Raw genomic sequence first — 917 nt, 5'->3', positions numbered from 1 at the left:
GACTTCGGAGTTTTTCAGCTCTCTGCAAGAGCAAGGGTTTTATGCAGCAAAAACGGAGTCGTGCTGCATAAAACATACCTTGCTATTTGCCCGATGCAAATAAATTCGTTCCGAAGAACGATACTTTATTCTCCCGAAATGGATGTTTTCAAAGCCATGAAATACCGACTTATCGCTTACTGCAAAGTTACGATCTCTTGTACCCAAAGCTATTAGGAGAGACGAAGCCACAAGTATCCAAATCGAAGCCACAAGTACGCACCAAAGGAAATCACGCTGATTACAGCATCACCGAGCCATATATTTGCACTGTCGAATATGTCGGTGAGGGTATGTGTCTTCGATAACATCACGATTCGATGAGCAGTATAAGCGAGGGGTATATCAAAGAACATGTCCTTGATTCTTTCACTCAAACGTGGGAATGTGCGAAAGCATATACAATTGAACGATTGTATTGATGGACACCAATGAACATCTCCACAAAAAGGGTATGAACGAAAGGATGTATCCCTGCTGGTACAAGAAGACTGTTGGACATATCTTCGATAGCGGACATATTCATCTTCATCGGTAAATATACCGACAACGAAATGAACAGTAAATTGTATAACAATAAAAATTAAGTAAGTATGACAGAGAACCAAAACGGCAAGGTTGATCCCGTTGCCATCCGAGAACTTATTTCACAGGGTATTCCCATGAAAAGAAAAGAGAGTGAGATAAAACGCTCTCAATCAGAAGAGCAGGGTGTCGAATCAGAACGTCCAAATGACGAGCCAATATCAAAGAATTTGGCTTAATGGTCAAATGTACTCCTGAAAGGAGGCAAAAATGCTCTCTTTTTCATTTAATGGTCAAATGTACTCCTATAATAGTTGAACTCCCTAGTGTTTATCGGGGTTGTAAGCCCCTAA

1 pseudogene is annotated in these 917 nt (G+C 40.7%); it reads left to right on the top strand.

Annotation, left to right across the window (positions count from 1 at the left end):
* Nucleotides 1-632 precede the first annotated feature (632 nt).
* A pseudogene (locus tag EII14_RS09015) lies at nucleotides 633-800 on the top strand (DUF3408 domain-containing protein); the annotation flags it as partial.
* Nucleotides 801-917 lie beyond the last annotated feature (117 nt).

Origin of the sequence: Alloprevotella sp. OH1205_COT-284 (genome assembly GCF_003859795.1) — a bacterium.
Classification (GTDB): Bacteria; Bacteroidota; Bacteroidia; order Bacteroidales; family Bacteroidaceae; genus Alloprevotella.
Note: the sequence above shows the minus strand (reverse complement) of the source record. Positions and strands in the feature narration are given on the sequence as shown.